Genomic DNA, 22,357 nt, shown 5'->3' on the forward strand with positions numbered 1-22,357 from the left:
ATGGGAGCGCTCCCACTGGTTCAAGCCTTGACTTCTCCGAGCCGCACAAGGAGGAACCAGCAATGCCCCCCACCAGGAGACGCCGGACCGTCCGGCGATTGTGGACCGCTGTCGTGGCGGCCATGGCACTGCCGTTCGCGATGCTGAGTGCGGCTTCAACTCCCGCACAGGCAGCGGCAGTTCAGTGCAGCGTCGACTACAAGACCAATGACTGGGGCTCCGGCTTCACCGCGGACGTCACCATCACCAACCGCGGTACGGACGCCATCAACGGCTGGACCCTGACGTACGCCTACGCCGGCAACCAGAAGCTGAGCAACGGCTGGAACGGCACCTGGTCCCAGTCCGGCCAGAACATCAGCGTCAAGGACGCCGGTTACAACGGCACGATCGCCGCGGGCGCCGCCGTCTCCACCGGGGCGCAGTTCACCTACAGCGGCACCAATGCCGCGCCCACCAACTTCGCGATCAACGGCACCAGTTGCACCGGCGCCCACCAGCCGCCGATCACCGTGCTGACCAGTCCGGCCGCCGGCGCGGTCTACACCCAGGGCACCGCCGTGCCGCTCGCCGCGACGGCCGCCGCCGCGGACAACGCGACCATCAGCAAGGTGGAGTTCTACGACAACACCACGCTGCTCGGCACCGACACGACATCGCCGTACTCGCTCTCGGCCTCTGGCTTGACCGTGGGCAGTCATTCGCTGCTCGCGAAGGCCTACGACAGTCTGGGCGCGTCCGCCGAGTCGACCCCGGTCGGCATCACCGTCGCCTCGGGTCCCGCGATCGTCGCCTCGGCCACCCAACTGGCCGTCCAGCAGGGCAAGACGGGCACCTACACCGTGAAGCTGTCGACGCAGCCCTCGGCCAACGTGACCGTCACGACCGCCCGCACGAGCGGCAACACCGGTCTCTCGGTGACCGGCGGCGCCTCGCTCACCTTCACGCCGTCGAACTGGAACACCGCGCAGACGGTGACCATCACCGCCAACGCCTCCGGCACGGGAGCCGCGACCTTCGAATCGACGGCCACTGGACACGCCAAGGCCTCGGTGAACGTCACCCAGATCGCGGCGACGGGCACCTACAACGCCCGCTTCCTGGACCTCTACGGCAAGATCACCAACCCGGCGAACGGCTACTTCTCCCCCGAGGGCATCCCCTACCACTCGGTCGAGACGCTGATCGTCGAGGCTCCGGACCACGGCCACGAGACCACGTCGGAGGCGTACAGCTACCTCCTGTGGCTCCAGGCCATGTACGGCAAGGTGACCGGCGACTGGTCCAAGTTCAACGGCGCCTGGGACATCATGGAGAAGTACATGATCCCCACCCACGCCGACCAGCCCACCAACTCCTTCTACAACGCCTCCAAGCCGGCCACCTACGCGCCCGAGCTGGACACCCCCAACGAGTACCCGGCCAAGCTGGACACCGGGGTGCCGGTGGGATCGGACCCGATCGCCGGTGAGCTGAAGAGCGCGTACGGCACCGACGACGTCTACGGCATGCACTGGCTCCAGGACGTCGACAACGTCTACGGCTACGGCAACTCGCCCGGCAAGTGCGAGGCGGGGCCTGCGGACACCGGACCGTCGTACATCAACACCTTCCAGCGCGGCGCGCAGGAGTCGGTGTGGGAGACGGTGCCGCAGCCGACGTGTGACGCTTTCAAGTACGGCGGCAAGAACGGCTACCTGGACCTGTTCACCGGTGACTCTTCGTACGCCAAGCAGTGGAAGTTCACCAACGCCCCGGACGCCGACGCGCGGGCCGTGCAGGCCGCGTACTGGGCCGACAAGTGGGCGAAGGAGCAGGGCAAGGGCTCCGACGTCTCCGCGACCGTGGGCAAGGCCGCGAAGATGGGCGACTACCTGCGCTACGCCATGTACGACAAGTACTTCAAGAAGATCGGCAACTGTGTCGGTCCGGCAGCCTGCGCGGCCGGCAGCGGCAAGAACTCCTCGATGTACCTGCTCTCCTGGTACTACGCCTGGGGCGGCGCGACCGACACCTCGGCGGGCTGGGCCTGGCGCATCGGCTCCAGCCACGCACACGGCGGCTACCAGAACCCGATGGCCGCGTACGCGCTGAGCTCCTACGCCGACCTCAAGCCCAAGTCGGCCACGGGCGCGGCGGACTGGAACACCTCGCTGTCCCGGCAGCTGGAGTTCTACCGCTGGCTCCAGTCCGACGAGGGAGCCATCGCGGGCGGTGCGACCAACAGCTGGGCGGGCCGCTATGCCACTCCCCCGGCCGGCAAGTCGACCTTCTACGGCATGTACTACGACGAGCAGCCCGTCTACCACGACCCGCCGTCCAACCAGTGGTTCGGCTTCCAGGCCTGGTCGATGGAGCGGGTCGCCGAGTACTACCAGCAGACGGGGAACGCGCAGGCCAAGGCGGTGCTCGACAAGTGGGTGAAGTGGGCGCTGTCCAAGACCACGATCAACCCGGACGGCACCTACCGGATCCCCTCCACGCTGCAGTGGTCGGGGCAGCCCGACACCTGGAACGCGTCCAGTCCCGGCGCCAACAGCGGGCTGCACGTCACCGTGGCCGACTACACGAACGACGTCGGGGTGGCCGCCGCGTACGCCAAGACGCTGACGTACTACGCGGACCGGTCCGGTGACACGGCCGCCGCCTCGACCGCGAAGTCGCTGCTGGACGGCATGTGGAACAACTACCAGGACAGCCTGGGGATCGCGGTTCCGGAGTCGCGCGCGGACTACAACCGGTTCGACGACTCGGTCTACGTGCCGAGCGGGTGGACCGGGACGATGCCGAACGGTGACGCGATCAACTCGTCGTCGACCTTCGAGTCGATCCGGTCGTTCTACGAGGACGATCCTGCCTGGTCGAAGATCGAGGCGTATCTGGCCGGAGGTGCGGTGCCGTCGTTCACGTATCACCGGTTCTGGGCTCAGGCGGACATCGCCCTGGCCATGGGTTCGTATGCGGAGCTTCTGGAATAGCCCCCGCCGAGCGCTCCGCGGGTTGGGTGGTCTTTCGACTGCGGGTCCGATGTGGCTGGTCGCGCAGTTCCCCGCGCCCCTTGAGGGGCGCACCACGTACCGCTCTTTCCGACGGAACCGCTTGAAAGCTCCGCGTATAGGCCCCGTCACCTGACGGCGGGGCCGACCGGCCGGGCGGCCCCCTCCCGCACTGGGGGTCGCCCGGCACCTCTCGTACCGAACGGAAAGCGCTTACCCCCCTCCCTCGCACTTTCCCTTTCCGGAAAGGACCCCCCGTGCGAAGAACCCGCATCCTCACGGCCGTGCTCGCGCTCGCGGCCGGGCTGCTCGCCGGTACGCCGCCCGCGCTGGCGGCCGGCGGCGCGGCGAAGGTCTCGCTCGCCGCAGACACTTACACCTGGAAGAACGCCCGGATCGACGGCGGCGGATTCGTGCCGGGCATCGTCTTCAACCGCAAGGAGAAGAACCTCGCCTACGCCCGCACGGACATCGGCGGGGCGTACCGCTGGCAGGAGTCCTCGAAGACCTGGACGCCGCTGCTGGACTCCGTGGGGTGGGACGACTGGGGGCACACGGGCGTCGTGAGCCTGGCCTCCGACTCGGTGGATCCCAACAAGGTGTACGCGGCCGTCGGGACGTACACCAACAGCTGGGACCCGAAGAACGGCGCCGTCATGCGGTCCTCCGACCGGGGTGCCAGCTGGCAGAAGACCGTGCTGCCCTTCAAGCTCGGCGGCAACATGCCGGGGCGGGGCATGGGTGAGCGGCTCGCCGTCGACCCGAACAGGAACAGTGTGCTGTACCTGGGGGCGCCCAGCGGCAAGGGACTGTGGCGGTCGACCGACTCGGGCGTGAACTGGTCGCAGGTGGCGAACTTCCCCAACGTCGGCAACTACCAGCAGGATCCGAGCGACACCAGCGGCTACGCGAGCGACAACCAGGGCGTCGTCTGGGTCACCTTCGACGAGAGGACGGGCACGTCCGGGAGCGCGACGCAGACGGTCTACGTCGGGGTCGCCGACCTCCAGAACTCCGTGTACCGCTCGACGGACGGCGGCGCGACCTGGAGCAGGCTCGCCGGGCAGCCGACGGGGTACCTGGCCCACAAGGGTGTCCTGGACGCGGTGAACGGCTACCTGTATCTGACGTACAGCGACAAGGGCGGGCCGTACGACGGCGGCAAGGGCCAGGTGTGGCGGTACGCGACGGCGACCGGTGCCTGGACGAACATCAGCCCGGTCGCGGAGGCGGACACCTACTACGGCTTCAGCGGTCTGACAGTGGACCGGCAGAAGCCCGGGACCGTCATGACAACCGCCTACAGCTCCTGGTGGCCCGACACCCAGATCTTCCGCTCCACGGACAGCGGAGCGACCTGGACGCGGGCGTGGGACTACACGTCGTACCCCAACCGGGCGAACCGCTACACCATGGACGTCTCCTCCTCCCCGTGGCTGACCTGGGGCGCGAACCCGTCGCCGCCCGAGCAGACGCCCAAACTCGGCTGGATGACGGAGGCGTTGGAGATCGACCCGTTCAACTCGAACCGGATGATGTACGGGACGGGGGCGACGGTCTACGGCACGGAGAACCTCACGAACTGGGACTCCGGCAGCCAGTTCACCATCAAGCCGATGGTGCAGGGCCTGGAGGAGACAGCTGTCCAGGACCTGGCGTCGCCGCCGTCGGGAGCCCCGCTGCTGAGCGCGCTCGGGGACATCGGCGGCTTCCGGCACACGGACCTCACCAAGGTCCCGCCGATGATGTACACCCAGCCGAACTTCACCACGACCACGAGCCTGGACTTCGCGGAGACCAACCCGAACACGGTCGTGCGGGTGGGGAACCTGGACTCCGGCCCGCACATCGCGTTCTCGACCGACAACGGGGCCAACTGGTTCGCGGGGACCGACCCTTCGGGCGTGAGCGGGGGCGGGACGGTGGCCGCCGCGTCGGACGGCAGCCGGTTCGTGTGGAGCCCGGACGGCACGGGGGTGCAGTACGCGACGGGCTTCGGTACGTCGTGGTCCGCGTCGAGCGGCATCCCGGCCGGGGCGATCGTGGAGTCGGACCGGGTGGACGCGAAGACCTTCTACGGCTTCAAGTCCGGGAAGTTCTACCTGAGTACGGACGGCGGCGCGACCTTCACGGCGTCGGCCGCGACGGGTCTGCCGAGCGGTGACACCGTGCGCTTCAAGGCGTTGCCCGGGGTGAAGGGCGATGTGTGGCTCGCGGGCGGGGCCACCGACGGGGCGTACGGCCTGTGGCACTCGACCGACTCCGGTGCGAGCTGGACCAAGCTCTCGAACGTCGGCCAGGCCGACACGATCGGCTTCGGGAAGGCGGCGCCGGGGGCGTCGTACCAGACGCTCTACACCAGCGCGAAGATCGGCGGGGTCCGGGGCATCTTCCGCTCCACCGACAAGGGCGCGAGCTGGACCCGTATCAACGACGACGCCCACCAGTGGGGTTGGACCGGCGGGGCGATCACCGGTGACCCCCGGGTGTACGGGCGCGTGTACGTCTCGACCAACGGCCGGGGCGTCGTGTACGGCGACACCTCCGACACCGGGGGCGGGGGCGGTGGCCCCACTGATCCGACCGATCCGGCCCCGACGGGCGCCTGCGCGGTGACGTACAAGATCACCAACCAGTGGTCGGGCGGCTTCCAGGCGGACGTCCAACTGGCCAACACGGGGTCAAGTGCCTGGACCGGCTGGACACTCGGCTGGACCTTCCCCAACGGCCAGACCGTTTCCCAGGCCTGGAACGCGGAGGCCGCCCAGTCCGGGTCGGCGGTGACGGCGAAGAACGTCGGCTGGAACGCCAACGTGGCCGCGGGCTCGTCCGTGAGCTTCGGCTTCACGGGAAGCTGGTCGGGGACGAACGGGAAGCCGACCGCGTTCAAGGTGGGCGACCAGAGCTGCACGGTCGCCTGAACGGAACACCAAGGGCGCGCACCCCTGTTCGGGTGCGCGCCCTCTGCCGCGCACGAAAGTTCACGTCACAACTGAATCACCCTGTCTGCACATCCCTCACTTCTTCTTCACACCTCCCGTTACGCTCATCCCCCACGAAAGACCTCAGGGGGGACCATGTCGTACACCCAGCCGCCTCCGCCTCCTCTTCCTCCGCCGCCCGGTTTCGGGCCACCGCCCGTTCCGCCCCTTCCGCCTGCGCCCGGGCCAGGCTGGGCGCGCAAGCGGGTGCTCATCCCCGTCGCCGCGGGCATCCTGCTCCTCGGCGTGGGCATCGGGGCCGCGGGCAACGGTGACGGCGGGAAGAAGGCCGCCGCCGAGCCCGCGCCCACCGTGACGGTGACCGCCCCCGCGCAGGTCGACACCGAGGCGGAGCCCGCGCCGACGGTGACCGTCACCAAGACGGCCACGGCGAAGGCGAAGGCCGCGGACACGGCCGACGACTCCGACAACGCCCCCAGCGGCAAGGCGGTGTTCAAGGTGTGGGGCTCCGCTCCCGCCGGGGTCGACATCACCTACGGCAGCGACGGCACCAACCTCCAGGGCAAGGGGCTGCCGATGAACAAGACGCTGAGCGTCGACGAGGACGCCTTCTACTACCAGGTGACCGCTCAGCTCATGGGCGGCGGAGACATCCAGTGTTCGGTCACCATCGACGGCCGGACGAAGAAGGGCCGGGCCCAGGGCGGCTACAACATCTGCTCCGCACAGCTCAACAGCGATTTCAGCGGCGGCTTCAGCTAGGGGCGCGGGTGGGTGCGTGCACCGGGGGTTGTCGAGGACTCCCCGAAGGGGCACGCACCCACCGGTGTTCAGGGCGTGTACACCGTCGGCCTGGGTGCCGTGGGCATCCCGGCGCCGATGAAGAAGCTGGGGTGCGGGGGCTGGTTGTAGGCGGTGTTCTGCCAGGCCAGGCCGGTGCGGTACATCGTGTCGTGGAGGAGCGTGGTGATCCTGGTCGTCGTCTCGACGGGGGTCGAGTAGATCCGGAGCGCGGTGTTGGACGAGGTCGGCCAGACGACCTCCTCGCGCCAGTCGCCGAGGATGTCGCCGGACAGCGACGGGGTCGCCTTGGTGCCGTTGTTGGAGTGGACCGAGGCGCCGGTCAGCAGGCGGGTGTCCGAGGAGGTGCCGTACTTGTCGATGTGGGTGCCGTCGAGGAGTTCGCGGACCGGGTCGCCGTCCCACCAGGACAGGAAGTTCACCGAGGACGGCTCGCGGCCCTTCGTCGCGCCCGCCTCGTCGCGGATCGAGGAGTCCGACGCGGACCAGACCTCCGCGCCGTCGTTGCCGGCCCAGATGTCACCGGCGACGCCCCGCCCGTTGTCGCAGCACGCGGCCAGTTTCCAGTTCACCGTGCCGTTGGCCGGGTTGATGTACAGCTCCGCGGGCTGGGAGGTCGACTCCGAGACCTTGAAGTACTCCAGGCCCGCGTGGGCGGGGTCGAGGTCGCCGAGGTGCTGTGCGTCGCCGTGGCCCGTCTTCGTGGTCCACAGCCCGCTGCCGTTGTCGTCGACCGCCATCGCGCCGTAGACGATCTCGTCCCTGCCGTCGTTGTCGACGTCCCCGACCGACAGGCTGTGCGAGCCCTGACCGTCGTACCCCTTGCCGGAGTTCGTCGAGGAGCTGCTGTCGAAGGTCCAGCGGCGGGTGAAGGCGCCGCCCCGCCAGTCCCACGCGGCGATCACCGTACGGGTGTAGTAGCCGCGGGCCATGATCAGGGAGGGACGGGCGCCGTCCAGGTAGGCCGTCCCCGCGAGGAAGCGGTCGACGCGGTTGCCGTAGGAGTCGCCCCACGAGGACACGGTGCCGCGGGCCGGGACGTAGTCCACGCTCTGCATCGCCCTGCCGGTCAGGCCGTTGAACATCGTCAGGTACTCGGGGCCCGACAGGACATAGCCGCTGGAGTTGCGGTAGTCGGCCGAGGAGCTACCGATCACCGCGCCCGTTCCGTCGACCGTGCCGTCCGCCGTCTTCACGGCGACCTCGGCCTTGCCGTCGCCGTCGTAGTCGTACGCCTGGAACTGCGTGTAGTGCGCGCCGGAGCGGATGTTGCGGCCCAGGTCGATGCGCCACAGCCGGGTGCCGTCGAGTTTGACGCCGTCGAGGATCGTGTTGCCGGTGTAGCCGGACTGGGAGTTGTCCTTGGCGTTGGTGGGCTGCCACTTGAGGACGAAGTCCAGGGCTCCGTCCCCGTCGAGGTCGGCCACGGACGCGTCGTTGGCCTCGTAGGTGTACGCCACCCCGTCGGGGGTCGTGCCGCCGGCCGGCGGGCTGATCGGCACGTCCGTGTAGCCGGTGCGGAGTTGGACCGCGTGCACCGAGTCGGACTGCTCGACGCCGCCGACGATCGCACGGACGGTGTAGTCGGCCTGGGCGGGCGCGCCGGAGTGGAAGTAGTTGGTGGAGCCGGTGACCGGGGTCGAGTTGACCTTGGTGCCGGCGCGGTAGACGTTGAAGGACACGTCGTTCGGGTCGGTGCCGAGCCAGCGCCAGCTGACCAGGTTGCCGGCGTCGGTGTGGACGCTGACCACGCCCCGGTCGAGCTTCTCGACCTGGCGGGCGGTGGCGGCCTCGGCCGTGCCGGGCGACAGGGCGGTCAGACCGGCGGCCACGAGGGCGACGGCGGCGGTGGTCGCCGAGAGGAGGACTCGGCGTCTGCGGTGGGCGGGCGGGTGTGGGGGCAGGTGCGGCTGCGGGTGCTGCACGGGGTGGACCTCCGAAGCGGTGGGGACGGACGGGTTCCGCACCCTCAGTCGCCGCTGGACGAGGTCGAGTTGCCGTATCTTTCGGCCAGTTCGGCGCTGGTTCGGGCCATCAGGGCGCGCAGCTCGGGCGGTTCCAGCACCTCGACGTCCGTACCCAGGCGCAGGAACTCGCCCTGCGCGTGCTCGATGGACTCGATGGGGACGCGGGCGACGGTCCAGCCGTCGGGATCCGTGGAGTGCGGATCCGTGGAGTCCGGATCTGTGGGGTGCCGATCTGTGGGGTGCGTTACCGCTCTGGGCAGCCTCACCCCCGGAGCCAGCCGTACGACCGCCTCGCCCTGGTGGAGCCGGTCGTGGAAGTCCCGCTGGTACGCCGTCCAGTAGGCGGCCAGATCGAAACCCTCGGGACGGCTGAACCCCTCGTCCACGAGGGTGAGTTCCAGGATCTGGTCGACACGATAGGTGCGCGGTCCCGGACCGGCGACGACGTACCAGCGGCCCGCCTTCAGCACGAGCCCGTACGGCTCCAGTCGGCGCCGGACGTCGGTCGGCGCACGCCAGCGCCGGTATACGACATCCAGGACGCGGTTGTCCCACACCGCCTCGGCCACCTCCGGCAGATACGGCGCCTCCTCGCCCGCCGCGTACCAGCCGGGTGCGTCGAGGTGGAAGCGTCCGCTGATCCGGTCCGCGTGCGCCCGCAGCTCCACCGGCAGCGCGGCCCGCACCTTCAGCTCGGCGGCCGCCAGGACCGGACCGAGGCCCAGCTCGGCGGCGGGCCCCGGTGCTCCGGCCAGGAACAGGGCCTCGGCCTCGGCCGCGGTGAGACCGGTCAGCCGAGTGCGGTAGCCGTCGAGCAGGCGGTAGCCGCCTGCGTGGCCCGCGTCGCCGTACAGCGGAACGCCGGCCGTGCTCAGCGCCTCGACGTCCCGGTAGACCGTGCGCACCGACACCTCCAGCTCCTGGGCGAGCTGGGCGGCGGTCATCCGGCCCCGGGTCTGGAGCAGCAGCAGGATCGAGACGAGACGGCTGGACCTCACCACCCCAGAATCCCAGACTTCACTGCCACAGGATGTCAGTGAAGCGGTCCTAGCGTCCCGTCATGAGCTTCACCGAGAAACTCCTCACCGTGCCGCCACCCATCGAGGTCGCCGGGCGGCACGTCAAGCGCTACCACGTCACCGCCGACCCGGGCGGCATCGAACCCGCCGTCGAGAAGGCGGCGTACGAGATCCTCCCGTCGCTGCTGCCGGAGCCGGACGGCACTCCGCCGGCGACCTTCGTCGTGCTGCACCGCGGCACGGACACCGGCGCCTACCTCAACGCCTACAACTGGGTGTGGGACAACGTGCTGCACTTCCGGGGCGCCTCGGCGGGCCAGCCGGCCCTCCACTGCCCCGACCTCGACCCGACGCACTTCGTCAGGCCCGACCTGCCCTGGATCGGCTGCGTCTGGGAGCTCCCGCCGATCCTGCACGAACGGGACGCCTGGGTACGGCATCTGCTCACGCCCGAAGTCCCGGACCTGGCCGCCTACCTGGCCGACTCGCTGCCCGAAGGAACCACGGGAGACCGCTCATGAGCAGCCCGCACGACTTCGACTTCTTCCACGGCGCATGGGCGGTCGTGAACCGTCGCCGCACCGACTTCCTGGATCCGTACGGCAGTTGGGAGGAGTTCCCGGGAACCAGCCGCTGCCGGCCGCTGTTCGACGGGGCGGCGAACATCGACGAGATCGACCTGCCGCACCTCGGGGCGAAGGGCGCCACGCTGCGGCTCTTCGACCGGGGGACGGAGCAGTGGTCCCTGCACTGGGCGGCGAGCCGCACCGGGACGCTGTTCCCGCCCGTGATCGGGCAGTTCGAGGGCGGACGCGGTGAGTTCTACGGCGACGACACGCACGACGGGAAGGACGTGCGGGTGCGGTTCGTGTGGTCGGACATCTCGTCGGCCGGTGCCCGCTGGGAGCAGGCCTTCTCCGTGGACCACGGGGAGACCTGGGTGACCAACTGGACCATGGACTTCACCCGGCCTTGCGGAACGCCCTGACGGTGAACACCGGGTCCGGGCGCGGGAGTTCCTGGTCGGGGAGTGCCTCCAGGCGGCGCGCGAAGCGTTCGGTGAGGGGGGTGCCGGGTGGTAGCTGGGTGAACCAGCCGCGGCGCAGGTCGGCGGCGGTGCGGCGGGGGCTGCGGCCCTGACCGCGGCCCGGGAAACGGGCCTGTCCGGCCGGGTGCAGAAGGTGGGCGGCGGCGTACGACTCGACGAGCGGTGCCGCGTCCGGGGCCGGGCGGCGCGGTCGGGGGGCGAGAACGGCGTCGACGTCGCTGCCCACGTCGTGTGCGGCGGCCTTGTCGACGGTGGTGACGTACACCCCGCCCGGTCGGAGCACCCGGGCGCACTCGGCGACCACGGCCCGGACGTCCTCGGCCCGGTCGAGGAGGTGCAGCAGCCACACGCTGGTGACGGCGTCGAACGCCCCGTCGGGGAACGGCAGCGCACGGCCGTCCGCCAGCACCACCGCGCCGGGCAGCCGTACGGCGGCCATGCGGGCCATGCCGTACGTCAGGTCGGCGCCCGTGACCCGGGTCGCGGGCCGGGCGGCGGCGAGCCTGCGGGTGACGATCCCGGTGCCGCAGGCCACGTCGAGGAGGCGCCGGGTGCCCGGAGGGATCAGGCCGAGCACCGCGTCGGCGGCCGCGGCGGCCCTGGGCTCCCCGCCGCGGCTCGCGTCGTAGGCGTCGGCCTCCTTGTCGTAGTCGAGCACGGCCTCACTGGGCTCCGTGACCGGCGGCGAGGGCGTCCACCCGCTGCGCGAGCTCGAAGTCCTTCTCGGTGAGGGCACCGCCCGCGCTGTGGGTGTGCACGGACAGCGCGACCGTGTTGTAGCCGAGGGTGAGGTCGGAGTGGTGGTCGAGCTCCTGCTGGACCTGGGCGATGTGCACGACCATCGCGGTCGCGGCGAAGTGGTCCGCGAGCCGGTACGAGCGGGCGAGGCGGCCGTCCTCGACCGACCAGCCGGGCAGCTCCGCGAGCCGGTCCTCGATCTCCTTCTGCGACAGCGGTTCGACGGGCATGACCTCGGTCCTTCCTGAGATGCGGGTACGTCCTCAGCGTGCCACAGCGACCCCGTCCGGGCCCGGTTCGGTCACGGCCCCGGGAGGGTCACGTCGAGCCGAAGCGCGGGCCGGCGACCCTTACGGCCGCGAGGTCGTCGACGAGTACGGCGATCCGGACCCGGTGCCCCAGAACGGTTGACCGCCGGGTCGTGCGGGTGTCGTCCCTGATCCGGCCGATCGCGCCCCGCGAGCCGGGCACCACGTCGGTCACTCGTCACCGCTCGCCCCTCCCAGGAGGCTGCCCCGCACCCGGGCGCGGTACCGAGCCACCCGTCCTTCGCCACTCCATGCGTCCGCTCCTCGACTACGGTCGTCCGTATGACGATCGCCCCCTCCGCCGCAGCCACCCCCGCCGACCAGGGCGTCGGCCCCCTCCTGCGTGCCTGGCGTGAGCAACGGCGGGTCAGTCAGCTGGAGTTGGCGCTGCGGGCGGATTCCAGTGCCCGGCACATCAGCTTCGTCGAGACGGGACGCTCCCGGCCGAGCGAGGAGATGGTGCTGCGGCTCGCCGAGCATCTGGAGGTACCGGTCCGTGAGCGCAACGCGCTGCTGCTGGCGGCCGGTTACGCCCCGCGCTTCCCCGAGACCCCGCTGGACGACCCCGCCCTGGACGCCGTGCGCGAGGGGATCGAGCGGCTGCTCCAGGGCTACGAGCCGTACCCCGCCCTGGTGTTCGACGCCTCGTATCACGTCGTGGCAGCGAACCGCGGGATCACGATGCTCCTCGACGGCGTCCCGGAGTCCCTGCTGCGGCCCCCGCTCAACACCATGCGGCTCACCCTGCACCCCGAGGGCCTCGCCCCGCGTATCCGCAATCTGCGGGAGTGGCGCGGGCATCTGCTGGAACAGATGCGCCGGCAGATCGCCCTGCGCCGGTCGGAGCGACTGCGTGCGCTGTACGAGGAGGTGGCGGCCTATCCGGTACCGGAGGCGTCGGAGGACGAAGAACCTCAACCGGCGGGCTCCGTCCCCTACTTCGCCCTCCCGATGCGGATCGAGCACGAGGGCCGCACGCTGTCCTTCATCTCCTCCACGGCCACCTTCAACACCCCCATGGACGTGACCGTCGCCGAACTGGCCATCGAGACCTTCCTCCCGGCCGATCCGGCGACGGTCAAGCACCTGCACGCGCTGCTGCCCTGAGCGCGCCCCGGGCCGGAGTGCGCCGGCCCGGGACCCGTGGCACCACGATCCCGCTCCCCCGCCCGCCCGTCGATGACGCGGGAGGTAAGGAGGAAGCGAGCGTGACCGGTGAGACCGGCACCGGAACATGGCACACTGCACGCAAGCTTCGACGCGTAGGGGAGGCGTGGCGTGAGTGAGCGGCGGCCTGCGCCGACCGTGGGCCAGGTGGTGCTCGGCAGACGGCTTCAGGAACTGCGGGAGGCCGCAGGCCTCAAGCGCGAGGAGGCCGCACAGGTCCTTCGGGTGGCTCCCGCGACCGTACGGCGGATGGAAATGGCCGAGGTCGCCCTGAAGATCCCGTACGTCCAGGTGCTGTTGGAGACCTACGGCGTCCCCGTGGACCAGGTCGAGGCGTTCGTCCAGCTGGCCGAGGAGGCGAACAGGCCGGGCTGGTGGCAGCGGTTCCACGACGTGCTGCCGGAGTGGTTCAGCCTCTACGTCAGTCTGGAGGGCGCGGCCGGGATCATCCGCTCCTACGAACCGCACTTCGTGCCCGGTCTGCTCCAGACAGAGGACTACGCGCGAGCCGTCATGGAGGCCGGGACGATCGGACAGTCCGGGACGGAGGCGATCGAGCGGCACGTGTCGCTGCGCATGGCCCGCCAGAAGCTCCTCGAACGCCCGAACCCGCCTCACCTGTGGGCGATCATGGACGAGACGGTGCTGCGCCGCCCGGTGAGCATCCGCGCCCACGTGATGCGCGAACAGCTCGACAAACTGCTGGAGTTCGCCGAGCGGGACCGAGTCACGCTCCAGGTGTGCGAGTTCGAGGAGGGCCCGCACCCGGGGACGTACGCGCCCTTCTCGCTGTTCCGTTTCTCCGAACCGGAGCTGCCCGACATGGTGTTCACCGAGTACCTGACCGGCGCGCTGTACCTCGACTCCCGCCAGGAGGTCGCCACGCACCTGGAGGTCCTGGACCACATGTCGGCGCGGGCCGCGTCGGCCGAACGCACGAAGAAGCTGCTGCGGGAGCGCCGCGAGGACTTCTGAGCACCACCACGACACAGGGGAGACGACACCGTATGACCGGATCCGACGCGCCCAGAATCGACACGAGCCGCCCGCATCCGGCGCGGGTCTACGACTGGTGGCTGGGCGGCAAGGACAACTACCCGGTGGACGAGGCGCTGGCGCGCCGGATCCTGGAGGTGGACGGCACGGTGCTGCGCGGGGCGCGGGCCAACCGCCGTTTCATGACCCGGGCCGTGCGCACCGCGGCGGAGGCCGGGATCCGTCAGTTCCTGGACATCGGCACGGGCATCCCCACCGAGCCCAACCTGCACCAGGTCGCCCAGGGCGTCGCCCCCGAGGCGAAGGTGGTGTACGCGGACAACGATCCGATCGTGCTCCGGCACGCGCAGGCGCTGCTGCACGGCTCCGCCGAGGGCAGCACCGACTACGTCCAGGCCGACGTCCGCGACGTCGACACCCTGCTGGACCGGGCGCGCGAGTCCCTGGACTTCACCCGGCCGGTCGCCCTGTCCCTGGTCGCGCTCACCCACTACCTCGACGACGACGTGTACGGGCTTCTCGGGCGGTACGTCGACACGCTCGCCCCGGGCAGCTACCTGATCCTGTCGCAGGTCACCCCCGATCTGAGCCCCGAGGCGATCGCGAAGGCCGCCCAGCAGTTCCGCGCCGGCGGCACCCCGTTCTTCCCTCGGTCGCTGGCCGAGTTCTCCCGGTTCTTCGAGGGCCTGGAGCTGCTCGGCCCCGGGGTGATCCCGGTCCACGGCTGGCGTCCCGAGCCGGAGGACGTGGTGGCGCAGGCGGAAGGCATCGTGCCGGTGTACGCGGGGGTCGCCCGCAAGGTCTGACCCGTACGGGTGCCGTGAACGGGTGCGCTCCCGCGTCCCGCCCTAGGTTCGAAGGAGCCGTGGGCCGGCGGACAGGGAGCGCACGTGACCGGCACCCCGACACCGGGCGGCGGCGGGTGGGCGCCTGGAGAGGACCCCGACGACGCTGAGGAGGCCTGATGCCCTCGGACGCAGTGCTGTACCAGGCGGCGGCGCTCTGCCTGACGTATCCCGACGACGACTTCCGCGCCCGGCTGCCGCTGCTGCGGGAGGCGGCCCCGCAGCTGCGGGCGTTCGCCGACCACGCGGCGGTGACGCCCGCGCGGGAACTGGCGGCGCACTACGACCACGTCTTCGGCTCCGGGAACGGGCACAGTCTGTACCTGAGCTGGTGGCAGGACGGGGGCACCCGGAAGCGGTTCAAGGAGGTGTTCCGCGCGGCCGGGCTGGAGTTGACCGGTGAGGAGGTGCCGGACTTCCTGCCCGCGGTGCTGGAGTTCACGGCCCGGACCGGGGACACGGACCTTCTCACCGGACACCGGGAGGGCCTGGAGCGACTGCGCTCCAGGCTCACCGCGGTCGGCACCCCGTACGCGTCGGTCCTGGACGCCGTGTGCGCCGCACTGCCGACGAGGGTGCGCTAGGGAATTGTCAGACAGGCCCTGGGTCCCCGAGTCCTCAGGCGGCCCCGCCCTTGCGGTCGTTCGCGTCTCCCTCGCTCCGGTCGTCGTCCACGATCTCCGCGTCGACGACCCCCTCCTCGTCCTGGGGCGATGACGTCGGCTGGTCCTGGGGCGGCGGCTGTTGCTGATCGGCCTGGGCCTGGGCGTACATGGCCTGGCCCATCTTCTGGCTGACGGAGGCGAGCTTCTCGACGCCGTCGCGGAGCGGGGCGGTGTCGGCGTTCTCCTCCAGGAGCCTCTTGAGGTCCGCCACCGCCGACTCGACCTCCGTCTTCGTGTCGGCGGGGACCTTGTCGCCGTTCTCCCGGACGAACTTCTCTGTCTGGTAGACGAGTTGCTCCGCCTGGTTGCGGGTCTCGGCGGCCTCGCGGCGGTTGCGGTCCTCCTCGGCGTACTGCTCGGCCTCCCGCATCATGCGGTCGATGTCCTCCTTGGGGAGCGCCGAGCCGCCGGTCACCGTCATCTTCTGTTCGCGCCCGGTGGCCAGGTCCTTCGCCGAGACGTGCATGATGCCGTTCGCGTCGATGTCGAAGGCCACCTCGATCTGGGGGACGCCCCGGGGCGCGGGCGGCAGACCGGTGAGGTCGAAGACGCCGAGCTTCTTGTTGTACGCGGCGATCTCCCGTTCGCCCTGGTAGACCTGGATGCCCACCGAGGGCTGGTTGTCGGTCGCGGTGGTGAAGATCTCCGAACGGCGGGTGGGGATCGTGGTGTTGCGCTCGATGAGCTTGGTCATGATGCCGCCCTTGGTCTCGATGCCCAGGGACAGCGGGGTGACGTCGAGCAGCAGCACGTCCTTCACGTCACCGCGGATGACACCCGCCTGGAGGGCCGCGCCGACCGCCACGACCTCGTCCGGGTTGACGCCCTTGTGCGGGTCCTTGCCGGTGAGCTCCTTGACCAGGTCGGTCACGGCGGGCATCCGCGTCGAACCGCCGACGAGGATCACGTGGTCGATCACGTCCAGCTTGATGCCCGCGTCCTTCACCGCCTGGTGGAAGGGCGTCTTGCAGCGGTCGAGGAGGTCGGCGGTGAGCTCCTGGAACTGCGCGCGGGTGAGCTTCTCGTCGAGGTGCAGGGGGCCCTCGGCGGAAGCGGTGATGTAGGGCAGGTTGATCGTGGTCTCGGAGGACGAGGACAGCTCGATCTTCGCCTTCTCGGCGCCCTCGCGGAGCCGCTGGAGCGCCATCTTGTCGTTGCCGAGGTCGACGCCGTACTGCCCCTTGAAGCGCTTGACCAGGTGTTCCACGATCCGGTGGTCCCAGTCGTCGCCGCCGAGGTGGGTGTCGCCGTTGGTCGCCTTGACCTCGATGACGCCGTCGCCGATCTCCAGCAGGGACACGTCGAAGGTGCCGCCGCCGAGGTCGAAGACCAGGACCGTCTGCTCCTCGCCCCGGTCCAGGCCGTACGCCAGCGCGGCCGCCGTGGGCTCGTTGATGATCCTGAGCACGTTGAGGCCGGCGATCTCCCCGGCTTCCTTGGTGGCCTGGCGCTGGGTGTCGTCGAAGTAGGCGGGGACGGTGATCACCGCGTCGGTGACGTCCTCGCCGAGATACGACTCGGCGTCCCGCTTCAGCTTCTGGAGGACCCGCGCGGACAGTTCCTGGGCCCGGTACCGGGTGCCGTCGATCGAGCCCTGGTCCGGGAAGCGCCAGCTCCCGTCGCCCATGTGCCGTTTCACGGAGCGCGCGGTGCGCTCGACGTTGGTGACGGCCTGCCGCTTGGCGACCTCGCCCACCAGCACCTCGCCGTTCTTGGCGAAGGCCACGACCGACGGCGTGGTCCTGGCCCCCTCCGCGTTGGCGACGACTGTGGGTTCACCGCCCTCCAGCACGGCCACCACCGAGTTCGTGGTCCCGAGATCGATCCCGACCGCACGTCCCATCGCTGTCCCCTTCCGCCCGGAGTTTCGCCGAGGAGTTCCGTCCAGGAGTTTCGCCCAGGAGTTCCGCCAGGGAGCCTTCCCGCACTCCAGCACAAAACTTGAGTGCGTTCTTGTCAATGGCGCGTTGGGCCCCGCTCAGGGGAACGAGTACCCCGACGGGCGCTCCTCGCGACGCCCGTCCGGTGACCGTGGCGCGGGCAGCGGCGCGGGCCCGTTCGCCGGCGGGGTGCCCCGCAGCGGGCCGGAGCGTCGGCTGACCCGCCTGAGCAGGAGGTATCCGATCACGGCGAGGGCGATGAAGGGCAGCCAGGCCAGCAGGTAGGCCGGGAGGTAGTGGGCGTCGAAGATGGAGCGCCGGTTGTCCACGTTGGAGGCGTTGGCCCCGAAGAACGCGAGCAGCAGCGTCGGCGGCAGCGCGATCCCGGTGGCCACGGCGACGAGCGCCGAGACGGTACGGTCCCTGCGGTCGTCGCGCTCGGCGAGCTGGGCGTCCAGGGCCGCCGAGCGGGCGCTGATCACCGAGGTCAGGCGCTCGACCATGCGGGCGGAGTTGTCCAGGCTGGCGGGGATGCCCAGGGCGTCCCGCAGCGAGGACTGGAAGGCCTCCATGACCGTCTCCGGGATCAGCAGGCTGTCGACGTACGCCTCGACACCGAAGGCCAGGTCCAGCTGGAGTTCGTTGACCCCCTCGGAGAGCCGGGAGATCAGCCTGCGGATCTCGTACGGCGACTCGGCCGCGGCCCGTTCGTTGGCGCGCATGGTCTCGAAGGCGGCCAGCCGGGTGCGCTGGAGGACGGCGAGCGCGGAGATCATGCCGACGGCGACCAGGGTCAGGCCGTTCTCCACGTGCTCGGCCCAGCCGGCGTGCACGGAGACCCCGCGGCCGTGCGCGGAGAGGGTGCGGCCGTTCCTCCGGAGGTGGGGCGGCTCGGACGGGGACGGCCGGCCTCGGTACACGATCTCGTTGAGCAGGCTGTGCAGCCGGGTCTCTTCGGCGTCGAGCAGGTCGCTCTTCAAGTCCCCGCCGGGAAAGACGAGTTGGTGGACGTTCTGGCCGAAGCCGAGCGGCTCGCGCGGGGCGAGCCGGCCGCCCAGCGCGTCGAGCAGACCGCTCTCGCCGAGCGTGATCCGGTCCCGGTCGAAGCAGGTGTCGGCGAGCCAGGCAGCAAGGGCCTCGGGAGCCGTCCGCCCCGCGAATCCGCAGTCCAGCGCCAGGGTGACGTCCCCGCGCGGGGTGGCGACGACGGCGATCTGGAGGGAGGCGAGGTCGAGGCCGTGGTCGCCGTGCTGCAGCCGCAGTTCCCCGGGGGCCACGTCCTCGACGAGCACCGGCACGGGCAGGACGGCCTCGCTGGACGTCAGGTGCAGGGCGAAGCGGCCGAAGTCGAAGGTGTCGACGAGGCTGCCCGGCGAGGGGAGGTGCGGATCGCGCGGATCCAGCCGTCCGGTCAGGCTGAACAGCACCACGACACGCGTCCGTTCACGGGTGCCGGAGTCGAGTGCCGCCGTACCGCCGGCCGTTCCCGGAATCATCGTGCCGCCTCCCGCACCACCGCGCCGGTGCCCGAACCGCGTTTCGCGCAGACCGCCCCGACGGGCGGTCTGCGCGAGGGGGTTCAGGCGAGCTTCGCGTCCAGGGTGATCGGTACGGCCTTCAGGGCCTGGCTCACCGGGCAGTTGGTCTTGGCGTCGGCCGCGGCGGCGGCGAAGCCCTCCTCGTCGAGACCCGGCACGGTGCCCTCGACGGTGAGGTGGATACCGGTGATGCCCTCGCCCGGCTGGAAGGTGACGTCGGCCGAGGTGGTGAGCTTGGTGGGCGGGGTGCCCGCGCCGTTCAGGGCGTGCGACAGCGCCATGGAGAAGCAGCTGGAGTGCGCGGCGGCGATCAGCTCCTCGGGGCTGGTCTTGCCGTTGGCGTCCTGGGAGCGCGAGGCCCACGTGACCGGCTGTGCCGCGATGGCACCGGAGGAGTCGAAGTTGACGACACCGCTCCCCTCGAGGAGGTTGCCTTCCCAGACGGTGTGTGCGGAGCGCGTGGTAGCCACGATCAGTCCTTTCGTATGGTCCCGCGTAGGGGGTGCGGGATCCATTCGATCACTCTACGACTCAGCTCACCCGGAAGACCGGCCCGCGTGCGGTGAACGGAAGTCTGGCGCCCTGCGGGATCAGGTAGGCGTGCTCGCGCCGGACCCGCAGGACGTCGCACCAGCCGTCGGTGATCACCAGGACGGGCGCGCCCGCGGGGAAGTCGTCGGCGCGGTGCAGCAGGTCGATGCCGGGCTGGAGGACGGTGCCGCCCCGGCCGTGCACCCGGACCCGCTGGGCGATCTCGGTCACCGGCAGATAGCCGGCGTCGTGCGGGGCCGCGTCGCAGAACACGACCCGGGCGGCCGGTACGTCCCGGGACTCGGCGTAGGAGGCGATCGCGCCGAGCGCCTTGCCGAGCAGGGTGTGGCTCATGGAGCCGGAGGTGTCCAGGACGACGCCGAAGGTGCAGCGGGCGATCTCCTCGGGCGGGAAGTACCGTCCGGCGCGCGGGATGCCGGGGGTGGCCGACTGGCGGCGCGAGGGACGGGCGTAGGAGCGCACGGGCTGCGGGCTCGGCACGAACTCGTCGAACCAGCGGGCCAGTTGAGCGTCCCAGGGCAGGGGCGGGTGGCTGAGCGCGCGGATCTCCTCGACGAGCCCGCCGGGCAGGAAGCCGCGCTCCTGCTGCTGGTGCAGGTCGAGGCCCCGGGCGAGGCCGCGGCGGTAGAACTCGTCGAGGTCGACGTAGTCGCGGGGCGGGCCGAGCGGTCCGCCGAGGATGTCGCCGGCGCCCTTGCCGCGCAGGGTGGCAAGCCGGCGCATGCGGCGCAGGTCTCCGGCGATGCGGTCGTAGACCTCCTCGGAGGACAGGCCGCTGAGCCCGGGGTCGTGCAGCAGGCCCTCGGGCATGGTGCCGATCTGCATCTCGGTCAGCCAGCCGTTGATGACGTAGTCGCAGGCGATGTTGAAGAGGTAGGGGTCGCGGGGACCGCAGCGGTCGCCGTGGCGCAGGGCGGCGTGCAGCATCTCGTGGGCGAGGATGAACCGCCATTCCTCGTCGTCGAAGCGGCGCAGCGGGTTGATGTAGATCTCGGCGGCCCCGGTGTCGACGGCGGCGACCGCGATGCCGTGGGCGCGGGCGAGTTCGGCGTCTGCGACCAGTTTGATGCCGGCCGCGATGCCGCCGAGCAGCGGGTAGGAGGTGATGAACCAGCTCAGGGCCCGTTCCCAGGGGCGGCGCGGCGGCCGTTCGCCGGTCAGGGAGTCCCGGCGGCCGCCGGCCATGTCCATCGCGGCCGAGACGGTCCGGGTGAGGGCGGTGGCGAACGCCAGCTGGTGGTCGGGGGGCGGTACGGAATAGCCGTACCACGGCATGAGCACCTGGTCGGGCCGGTCGTGCGCGGTGCCGCAGCGCTCGTACGCGACGGGCAGCCCGTCCCGCCGCCAGCGCGCGGCGAGCTGCTCCTCGTCGCCGTCCGGGTAGGAGGCGGGCAGGTGCTCGGGGGTCTCGCCCACCGGGAAGCCGAGCAGGAAGCGGTTGACGACGACGCAGCGGGCGGCGAGCTCGAACCGGTCCGGCTGGACCCGCGCGCCCTTCGCCGCGGGCACGTGTCCGAAGCCGAGGTGCAGGACGGCGTGTGCGAGGGCCCAGGCCCAGGCGGCGGGCTCGGCCAACCGGTGTGGGTGGACGTGCAGTTCGCCGTGGGAGTCGACGGCCACGAGCCCGTCCCGGGGCGCGTACTCGCACTTCTCGTCGCGGCAGATGTCGAACTCGACCGCCGCGAGCGCCGGGTTGGCCTTCAGCAGCCGCACCCCTTCGGCGAAGGCCTCGGCGGCCAGGTCCCGCTTCTTCTTGGCGGGTTGCTGCTTCACCGCCGCGCCTCCACCAGCCGGGGCATGTCCCGGGCCGCCTCGACGAGGAACCACGACGGCAGGACGGGATTGCCGTCGGCGTCGGAGGCGATCACGGTCTGGGCCACCTCGACGGAGATCTCGGCGAGTTGGACGAGCAGCGACTTGGCGCGGTACGCGGTCTGCCGGCCGTTCGCCGACATGTGCTCCTTGCTGGCCGGGAGTTCCTTGATCAGGCGGCCGCGGAAGGACTCGGCGAGGTAGTAGAGCAGGTCGCGGTCCTCCAGGCGGTTCGGCCAGCGGGCCTCCCCCTTGATGATCGCCTCGATGCCGAACCGGCTGCGCACGATCTTGACGTAGCCGCAGAACGCGGTGGCGTGCCGGGGGGTCAGCGTGCCGTGCGCGAGGACCTTCAGGGTCTCCTCGTCGAGGTCCCGGCCGAAGGAGTGCAGCGCGTCGGAGAGCATGTGCCAGGAGCGGGGCGTGGAGAAGGGCTCCTCGGTCTTCGGCGGCTTGGACCACAGGTGGTCGGGCCGGTCGGTGAGGTGGTCGAGGATCCAGGGGTGGATGCCGTGCTCGCCGGCCCAGACCAGCCAGTCCTTCGCGGAGGCCTCCAGGTGGACGTGGGTGAGGCGGTTGACGAGGGCGGAGGCGATGGGGCGGGCCAGCGCGTTGTCCGTGGCCCGGTTGCCGGCGCCGATGACGATGGAGCCCTTGGGGAGTTCGTAGTCGCCGATCCGGCGGTCCAGGATCAGCGAGTAGAACGCCTTCTGCACGTCCGGGGTGGCCGCGTTCAGCTCGTCCAGGAACAGACAGTACGGCTCGTCGCGGGCGATGGACTCCGGCGGGCAGAACACCGAGCGGCCGTCCCGGATCTGCGGCACCCCGATCAGGTCCTCGGGGGCGAGCTGCGTACCGATGAGACTCACGCACTCCAGACCCAGCGAGGCGGCGAACTCCCGGACGAGGGAGGACTTCCCGATGCCGGGGGCACCCCACACGAAGACGGGCCGCACGGTGGCGAGCCCGAGGAGAAGCTCGGGGATACGGGAGGGCGAAACGGTGACGGCAGCCTGCAAAGCGGTGGCTCCAGGGAGTGTTCGAGAGAGGGGCAACTCGAACAGTGTGTGCGTCGGGCAAAAC

The 22,357-nt window shown here is 70.7% G+C and carries 19 protein-coding genes; 9 read left to right on the forward strand and 10 right to left on the reverse strand.

Going from position 1 to position 22,357, the window contains the following annotated elements; translation table 11 throughout:
* Positions 1-62: 62 nt before the first annotated feature.
* The 3 genes from OHN19_RS07695 (at position 63) to OHN19_RS07705 (ending at position 6,700) form a co-directional block, all read left to right on the forward strand.
* Complete coding sequence (locus OHN19_RS07695; protein ID WP_330263431.1) at positions 63-2,978, forward strand: glycoside hydrolase family 48 protein; 2,916 nt, start codon at positions 63-65, stop codon at positions 2,976-2,978.
* Positions 2,979-3,253: 275 nt separating this feature from the next.
* Positions 3,254-5,917, forward strand: coding sequence for a cellulose binding domain-containing protein (locus tag OHN19_RS07700; RefSeq protein WP_330263432.1), 2,664 nt, complete (start codon positions 3,254-3,256; stop codon positions 5,915-5,917).
* 267 nt (positions 5,918-6,184) lie between these two features.
* On the forward strand, positions 6,185-6,700 hold the full coding sequence (locus OHN19_RS07705; RefSeq protein ID WP_330263433.1) for a hypothetical protein: 516 nt from the start codon (positions 6,185-6,187) through the stop codon (positions 6,698-6,700).
* 68 nt (positions 6,701-6,768) lie between these two features.
* Here OHN19_RS07705 and OHN19_RS07710 read toward each other — a convergent pair whose 3' ends face one another.
* Together OHN19_RS07710 and OHN19_RS07715 are read right to left on the reverse strand one after the other, a co-directional pair.
* Positions 6,769-8,664, reverse strand: coding sequence for a rhamnogalacturonan lyase (locus OHN19_RS07710; RefSeq protein WP_330263434.1), 1,896 nt, complete (start codon positions 8,662-8,664; stop codon positions 6,769-6,771).
* 44 nt (positions 8,665-8,708) lie between these two features.
* Positions 8,709-9,704, reverse strand: coding sequence for a YafY family protein (locus OHN19_RS07715; RefSeq protein ID WP_330263435.1), 996 nt, complete (start codon positions 9,702-9,704; stop codon positions 8,709-8,711).
* Between the two features lie 62 nt (positions 9,705-9,766).
* On the opposite strand from OHN19_RS07715, the gene OHN19_RS07720 reads away from it, so the two are divergent.
* Together OHN19_RS07720 and OHN19_RS07725 are read left to right on the forward strand one after the other, a co-directional pair.
* Complete coding sequence (locus OHN19_RS07720) at positions 9,767-10,246, forward strand: hypothetical protein (RefSeq protein WP_330263436.1); 480 nt, start codon at positions 9,767-9,769, stop codon at positions 10,244-10,246.
* On the forward strand, positions 10,243-10,713 hold the full coding sequence (locus OHN19_RS07725) for a hypothetical protein (protein WP_330263437.1): 471 nt from the start codon (positions 10,243-10,245) through the stop codon (positions 10,711-10,713). Before OHN19_RS07720 ends, OHN19_RS07725 begins: the two co-directional genes overlap by 4 nt.
* Here the strand turns inward: OHN19_RS07725 and OHN19_RS07730 are convergent.
* From OHN19_RS07730 to OHN19_RS07740, 3 genes are all read right to left on the reverse strand, one after another.
* Positions 10,688-11,431, reverse strand: a complete 744-nt coding sequence (locus tag OHN19_RS07730; RefSeq protein ID WP_330263438.1) for a class I SAM-dependent methyltransferase — start codon at positions 11,429-11,431, stop codon at positions 10,688-10,690. The two genes, OHN19_RS07725 and OHN19_RS07730, sit on opposite strands and share 26 nt — an antisense overlap.
* 4 nt (positions 11,432-11,435) lie before the next feature.
* Positions 11,436-11,741 (reverse strand): 4a-hydroxytetrahydrobiopterin dehydratase, encoded by a 306-nt coding sequence (locus OHN19_RS07735; RefSeq protein WP_330263439.1) that lies wholly within the window; start codon positions 11,739-11,741, stop codon positions 11,436-11,438.
* A gap of 88 nt (positions 11,742-11,829) precedes the next feature.
* A complete protein-coding gene (locus tag OHN19_RS07740; protein WP_330263440.1) occupies positions 11,830-11,994 on the reverse strand; it encodes a hypothetical protein in 165 nt (54 codons plus the stop codon).
* A gap of 107 nt (positions 11,995-12,101) precedes the next feature.
* Between OHN19_RS07740 and OHN19_RS07745 the strand changes: the two genes are divergently transcribed.
* The 4 genes from OHN19_RS07745 to OHN19_RS07760 all read left to right on the forward strand — a co-directional run bounded on the left by OHN19_RS07745 (position 12,102) and on the right by OHN19_RS07760 (position 15,411).
* Positions 12,102-12,926: a helix-turn-helix transcriptional regulator gene (locus OHN19_RS07745; protein WP_330263441.1), complete on the forward strand. Its 825-nt coding sequence runs from the start codon at positions 12,102-12,104 to the stop codon at positions 12,924-12,926.
* A gap of 171 nt (positions 12,927-13,097) precedes the next feature.
* The gene (locus OHN19_RS07750) at positions 13,098-13,961 is read left to right on the forward strand and encodes a helix-turn-helix transcriptional regulator (protein WP_330263442.1); all 864 of its coding nucleotides are present in this window, start codon (positions 13,098-13,100) and stop codon (positions 13,959-13,961) included.
* 32 nt (positions 13,962-13,993) lie between these two features.
* Entirely contained in the window at positions 13,994-14,788 is a 795-nt protein-coding gene (locus tag OHN19_RS07755) for an SAM-dependent methyltransferase (protein ID WP_330263443.1), read from the forward strand.
* A 158-nt stretch (positions 14,789-14,946) separates the two neighbouring features.
* Positions 14,947-15,411 (forward strand): nitrate reductase molybdenum cofactor assembly chaperone, encoded by a 465-nt coding sequence (locus tag OHN19_RS07760; RefSeq protein ID WP_330263444.1) that lies wholly within the window; start codon positions 14,947-14,949, stop codon positions 15,409-15,411.
* Between the two features lie 34 nt (positions 15,412-15,445).
* Here OHN19_RS07760 and dnaK read toward each other — a convergent pair whose 3' ends face one another.
* From dnaK to OHN19_RS07785, 5 genes are all read right to left on the reverse strand, one after another.
* Entirely contained in the window at positions 15,446-17,335 is a 1,890-nt protein-coding gene (gene dnaK / locus OHN19_RS07765; protein ID WP_330263445.1) for a molecular chaperone DnaK, read from the reverse strand.
* Between the two features lie 135 nt (positions 17,336-17,470).
* Positions 17,471-18,868 carry a hypothetical protein gene (locus OHN19_RS07770; protein ID WP_330263446.1) on the reverse strand — a complete coding sequence of 466 codons (1,398 nt, stop codon included), beginning with the start codon at positions 18,866-18,868 and terminating at the stop codon, positions 17,471-17,473.
* A gap of 83 nt (positions 18,869-18,951) precedes the next feature.
* Positions 18,952-19,380: an OsmC family protein gene (locus OHN19_RS07775; RefSeq protein WP_330263447.1), complete on the reverse strand. Its 429-nt coding sequence runs from the start codon at positions 19,378-19,380 to the stop codon at positions 18,952-18,954.
* 61 nt (positions 19,381-19,441) lie between these two features.
* On the reverse strand, positions 19,442-21,235 hold the full coding sequence (locus OHN19_RS07780) for a DUF2201 family putative metallopeptidase (protein ID WP_330263448.1): 1,794 nt from the start codon (positions 21,233-21,235) through the stop codon (positions 19,442-19,444).
* Positions 21,232-22,293 (reverse strand): MoxR family ATPase, encoded by a 1,062-nt coding sequence (locus tag OHN19_RS07785; protein ID WP_330263449.1) that lies wholly within the window; start codon positions 22,291-22,293, stop codon positions 21,232-21,234. Before OHN19_RS07785 ends, OHN19_RS07780 begins: the two co-directional genes overlap by 4 nt.
* Positions 22,294-22,357: the final 64 nt, after the last annotated feature.

This window comes from Streptomyces griseorubiginosus, assembly GCF_036345115.1.
Taxonomy (GTDB): domain Bacteria; phylum Actinomycetota; class Actinomycetes; order Streptomycetales; family Streptomycetaceae; genus Streptomyces; species Streptomyces griseorubiginosus_C.

Bases quoted from the DNA above. Each gene is read 5' to 3' on its own strand.
- OHN19_RS07745 (WP_330263441.1), top strand. From the start codon at position 12,102: ATGACGATCGCCCCCTCCGCCGCAGCCACCCCCGCCGACCAGGGCGTC.
- OHN19_RS07770 (WP_330263446.1), bottom strand. From the start codon at position 18,868: ATGATTCCGGGAACGGCCGGCGGTACGGCGGCACTCGACTCCGGCACC.
- dnaK (WP_330263445.1), bottom strand. From the start codon at position 17,335: ATGGGACGTGCGGTCGGGATCGATCTCGGGACCACGAACTCGGTGGTG.
- OHN19_RS07735 (WP_330263439.1), bottom strand. From the start codon at position 11,741: ATGCCCGTCGAACCGCTGTCGCAGAAGGAGATCGAGGACCGGCTCGCG.
- OHN19_RS07755 (WP_330263443.1), top strand. From the start codon at position 13,994: ATGACCGGATCCGACGCGCCCAGAATCGACACGAGCCGCCCGCATCCG.
- OHN19_RS07720 (WP_330263436.1), top strand. From the start codon at position 9,767: ATGAGCTTCACCGAGAAACTCCTCACCGTGCCGCCACCCATCGAGGTC.
- OHN19_RS07695 (WP_330263431.1), top strand. From the start codon at position 63: ATGCCCCCCACCAGGAGACGCCGGACCGTCCGGCGATTGTGGACCGCT.
- OHN19_RS07725 (WP_330263437.1), top strand. From the start codon at position 10,243: ATGAGCAGCCCGCACGACTTCGACTTCTTCCACGGCGCATGGGCGGTC.
- OHN19_RS07760 (WP_330263444.1), top strand. From the start codon at position 14,947: ATGCCCTCGGACGCAGTGCTGTACCAGGCGGCGGCGCTCTGCCTGACG.